General features: G+C 65.1%; 5 protein-coding genes and 2 tRNA genes. 3 read left to right on the top strand and 4 right to left on the bottom strand.

Features of this window, described 5'->3' with window-relative positions; genetic code table 11:
* A partial coding sequence (locus WA317_RS16520; protein ID WP_425174054.1) for an IclR family transcriptional regulator domain-containing protein occupies positions 1 to 187 on the top strand: 187 nt, incomplete at its 5' end.
* Between the two features lie 60 nt (positions 188 to 247).
* Positions 248 to 751, top strand: coding sequence for a pyridoxamine 5'-phosphate oxidase family protein (locus tag WA317_RS16515; protein WP_425174053.1), 504 nt, complete (start codon positions 248 to 250; stop codon positions 749 to 751).
* A 19-nt stretch (positions 752 to 770) separates the two neighbouring features.
* On the opposite strand, the gene WA317_RS16510 is transcribed toward WA317_RS16515, so the two are convergent.
* The 4 genes from WA317_RS16510 to WA317_RS16495 all read right to left on the bottom strand — a co-directional run bounded on the left by WA317_RS16510 (position 771) and on the right by WA317_RS16495 (position 3,377).
* Positions 771 to 843: transfer RNA gene (locus WA317_RS16510), tRNA-Glu, on the bottom strand.
* Between the two features lie 72 nt (positions 844 to 915).
* Positions 916 to 987: transfer RNA gene (locus WA317_RS16505), tRNA-Gln, on the bottom strand.
* Positions 988 to 1,113: 126 nt separating this feature from the next.
* Positions 1,114 to 2,589: a glutamate--tRNA ligase gene (gene gltX / locus WA317_RS16500; RefSeq protein ID WP_425174052.1), complete on the bottom strand. Its 1,476-nt coding sequence runs from the start codon at positions 2,587 to 2,589 to the stop codon at positions 1,114 to 1,116.
* Positions 2,586 to 3,377 carry a fumarylacetoacetate hydrolase family protein gene (locus WA317_RS16495; protein ID WP_425174051.1) on the bottom strand — a complete coding sequence of 264 codons (792 nt, stop codon included), beginning with the start codon at positions 3,375 to 3,377 and terminating at the stop codon, positions 2,586 to 2,588. The genes gltX and WA317_RS16495 overlap by 4 nt, the downstream gene beginning before the upstream one ends.
* 189 nt (positions 3,378 to 3,566) lie before the next feature.
* Between WA317_RS16495 and WA317_RS16490 the strand changes: the two genes are divergently transcribed.
* Positions 3,567 to 3,875 (top strand): MFS transporter (locus WA317_RS16490; protein ID WP_425174055.1); only part of this gene is annotated, 309 nt, incomplete at its 3' end.

The following is a 3,875-nucleotide window of genomic DNA, read 5'->3' as shown; positions in this document are numbered from 1 at the left end:
GGCACAGAGCCTGGCCGAGCGGGAGCCCGGCGTCGCCAGCGTTTCGGCGCCCGTGCGCGACAGCCGCGGGGTCGTGGTCGGCGCCATATCGGTGTCCGGCCCGATCGATCGAATGGGACGTCGGCCCGGCATCCGTTGGGCCGCCGACCTGTTGGCCGCCGCTGACGAGCTAGCCCGCCTCATCTGACAGTCATATGCGCGCGCCGGGCAAAGCGGCTCGCCCGTCGCGACCTGACAGACTGAAGCGATGGGATCCAACCAGCGCGCGCAGATTGTCATGTCTGACTCCGAGATCGCCGAGTTCGTCGCCATTAACCGCACCGGCACACTGGCCACCGTCGGACCAGACGGGCAGCCGCACCTGACCGCGATGTGGTACGGCGTGGTCGACGGCGAGATCTGGTTGGAGACCAAAGCCAAGTCGCAGAAAGCCGTGAACCTCCGCCGAGACTCGCGGGTGAGCTTTCTGCTCGAGGACGGCCAAACCTATGACACGCTGCGCGGCGTGTCCTTCGAAGGCGCGGCCGAGATCGTTGACGATCCCGAGGCGATCTTCCGGGTCGGGGTCAGCGTGTGGGAACGCTACACCGGGTCCTACAGCGACGACGTCAAACCGTTCGTCGACCAGATGATGAAAAACCGGATTGCAGTGCGCATCGTCAGCCGCCGTACCCGGTCGTGGGACCACCGCAAGCTTGGATTGCCACATATGCCGGTCGGCGGCTCGACCGCACCGGCCGGCCGGCAGTAGCGGCCGGCGATCGTGTATGTAGCCCCGATGGGATTCGAACCCACGCTACCGCCGTGAGAGGGCGGCGTCCTAGGCCGCTAGACGACGGGGCCAGAATCGATCCGAGCTGCCAGCATAGCTCACGGCGGTATGCCCACCTAATTGCTTGTCAGGGACCGGTTTTGCTGGGGTACCAGGACTCGAACCTAGAATGGCTGAACCAGAATCAGCTGTGTTGCCAATTACACCATACCCCATCGGCCCGCTGAAACGGCTGGTCAGAGGACTTCCGCCGACCTTTTCGAGGTCGCGCGGCCGCAGCTGCCGGCCGCCCAAGGGCCGACGTGCAGACTACCAAAGATGTCACCTGCAATGCCGTGCGGCTAGCACTGCGCTAACCGGTCATGCGCAGCGCGCAGACGCTGCAGGCTGCGCTCGCGGCCGAGTAGTTCCAGCGATTCGAACAATGGCGGGCTGACCAGTGTGCCGGTGGCGGCGACTCGGACCGGGCCGAACGCCTTGCGCGGTTTGAGCGCGAGATCTTCCAGCAGGGCGGTCTTGAGGGCAGTCTCGATACTTTCCGTCGTCCAGCCCGGGAGGCCGTCCAGCGCCGACACGGCGGCGGCGAGCACTGGTGCAGCAGCCGATCCCAGCTCCTTGGCAGCAGCCTTCGGGTCGATCACATACTCCTGGTCGTTGAGGAATTTCAGTAAATGCCAGGCGTCGCCCAGAACGACGATGCGCGTCTGCACCAGGTGCGCAGCCACCGCGAAACCCGCGTCGTTCAACCCGGTGTCGTGGCCGTGCACCCGGAAGTACTCGGAGAGCCGACGCGCGAAGTCGTCGGCGGCGAGTAGGCGAATGTGCTCGGCGTTGAGCGCATCGGCCTTCTTCTGGTCGAATCGCGCCGGGTTGGAGTTCACGTCGGCCACGTCGAAGGCGGCCACCATTTCATCAAGGCTGAACAGATCTCGGTCCTCGGCGATCGACCAGCCCAGCAAGGCAAGGTAATTGAGCAGGCCTTCGGGGATGAAACCCCGGTCACGATGAGCGAACAGATTGGATTGCGGGTCGCGCTTGGACAATTTCTTCGTGCCTTCACCCAATACTGTTGGCAGATGGGCAAATTCGGGAACCTGCTGAGCCACCCTGATGCGCATCAGTGCCCGGTACAACGCGATCTGGCGAGGCGTCGACGGCAGCAGGTCCTCACCGCGCAGGACGTGTGTGATCCGCATCAGGGCATCGTCGACGGGGTTCACCAAGGTGTACAGCGGGTCGCCGCTGGCACGTGTCAATGCGAAGTCGGGTACCGTCCCCGCCGCGAAGGTGGTCGGCCCACGAACCAGGTCGTGCCAAGTGAGATCTTCGTCAGGCATTCGCAACCGCACCACCGGCTTGCGGCCCTCGGCCAGGTACGCCGAACGCTGTTCTTCGGTCAGGTCGCGGTCGAAGTTGTCGTAGCCGAGTTTGGGGTTGCGACCCGCAGCAAGGTGGCGCGCCTCGACTTCCTCCGGCGTCGAGAAAGCTTCGTAGGCCTCGCCGGCGGCGAGCAGGGCGGCCACCACGTCCCGATGGATGTGCCGGCGTTGTGACTGGCGGTAGGGTTCGTAGGGCCCGCCGACCTCAGGCCCCTCATCCCAGTTCAGGCCCAGCCACCGCAGCGCGTCGAGCAGCGCGAGATAGCTTTCCTCGCTGTCGCGCTGCGGATCGGTGTCTTCCAATCGGAAGACGAAGGTGCCACCGGTGTGTCGGGCGTAGGCCCAGTTGAAAAGCGCTGTGCGGATGAGTCCGACGTGGGGCACTCCGGTGGGCGACGGGCAGAACCGCACCCGCACGCCGGCGGCCGCTGCGGTCACGAGTTTCTCTTGCGGATCACAGGATTGGTCAAAGTGCCGATGCCTTCTATGGTGACGCTGACGGTGTCGCCGTCCTCGACAGGACCGACGCCCTCCGGTGTCCCGGTCAAGATGAGATCGCCAGGCAACAAAGTCATCACCGACGAGATCCACTCCACGATGGCCCCGACGTCATGGATCATCAGCGAAGTGCGACTGTGCTGTTTGACGTGACCGTTGACCTCAGTGCGCAGTTCCAGGTCAGCCGGGTCGACCTCGGTGGTGATCCACGGTCCAACCGGGCAGAACGTGTCGTGGCCCTTCGCGCGGGTCCACTGCCCGTCGGCTTGCTGCTGGTCGCGGGCGGAAACATCGTTGCCGACCGTGTAACCCAAGATGCTGTCCGCGGCGCGGGCAGCCGGCACGTCTTTGCACGGACGGCTGATGACCACGGCCAGCTCGCCCTCGAAATGTACAGGCGATGCATTGGCCGGCAACCGGATCGGCACGTTCGGCCCGATGATCGCGGTGTTGGGCTTGATGAAGATCACCGGGTCGACCGGCGCCGCGGTGCCGCCCATCTCGGCGACGTGGGCCGCATAGTTCTTGCCTACGCAGACGACTTTGCTGGCCAGCATGGGAGCCAGCAGCCGCACGTCGGCCAGCGGCCAGGACCGGCCGGTGAAGGTCGGGGTGCCGAAGGGATGTTCTGCAATCTCGCGCGCCGTCAATCCGTCGGGGTCCTTCACCGCCCCTTCGATGCTGACGAAGGCGACTCCGTCGGGGCTGGCGATTCGACCCAGGCGCATTCGTGACAGCCTAGCCCGCCGACGATGCGCGCCGAATCAGACACCGCCCGCCGACGATGCGCGCCGAACCAGACACCGCCCGCCGCCGACACGCCTCAAACGTGAATTTGCTGACCATGACATATGAATTGCATATGACAGCATGGATTAGTGCCCAGAGAGTCGCTTAGCGCCCCCGCGCGCTGGCTTATGGTGGCGCTCTCGCTGGGCGTGACGGCAAGTGCCTTCATTTTCATCAACGGTGTCGCCTTCTTGATTCCGGCGTTGGAGGCCGAGCGGGGGACCCCGCTGGCAGAAGCCGGGCTGTTGTCGTCCATGCCCAGTTGGGGCATGGTCGCGACGCTGTTCGTCTGGGGCTATCTGCTGGACCGGTTCGGTGAGCGGATCGTGCTCACCGCGGGTTCGGCGTTGACGGCAGCCGCCGCCTACGGCGCAGCCTCCATGCATTCGCTGCTCGCCATCTCAGTGTTTCTGTTCCTCGGCGGCATGGCCGCGGCC

It is taken from the genome of Mycobacterium sp. (assembly GCF_049802695.1).
Taxonomy (GTDB): domain Bacteria; phylum Actinomycetota; class Actinomycetes; order Mycobacteriales; family Mycobacteriaceae; genus Mycobacterium.
This window is presented reverse-complemented; position numbering and strand designations above follow the sequence as displayed.

Bases quoted from the DNA above. Each gene is read 5' to 3' on its own strand.
- WA317_RS16495 (WP_425174051.1), bottom strand. From the start codon at position 3,377: ATGCGCCTGGGTCGAATCGCCAGCCCCGACGGAGTCGCCTTCGTCAGC.
- WA317_RS16515 (WP_425174053.1), top strand. From the start codon at position 248: ATGGGATCCAACCAGCGCGCGCAGATTGTCATGTCTGACTCCGAGATC.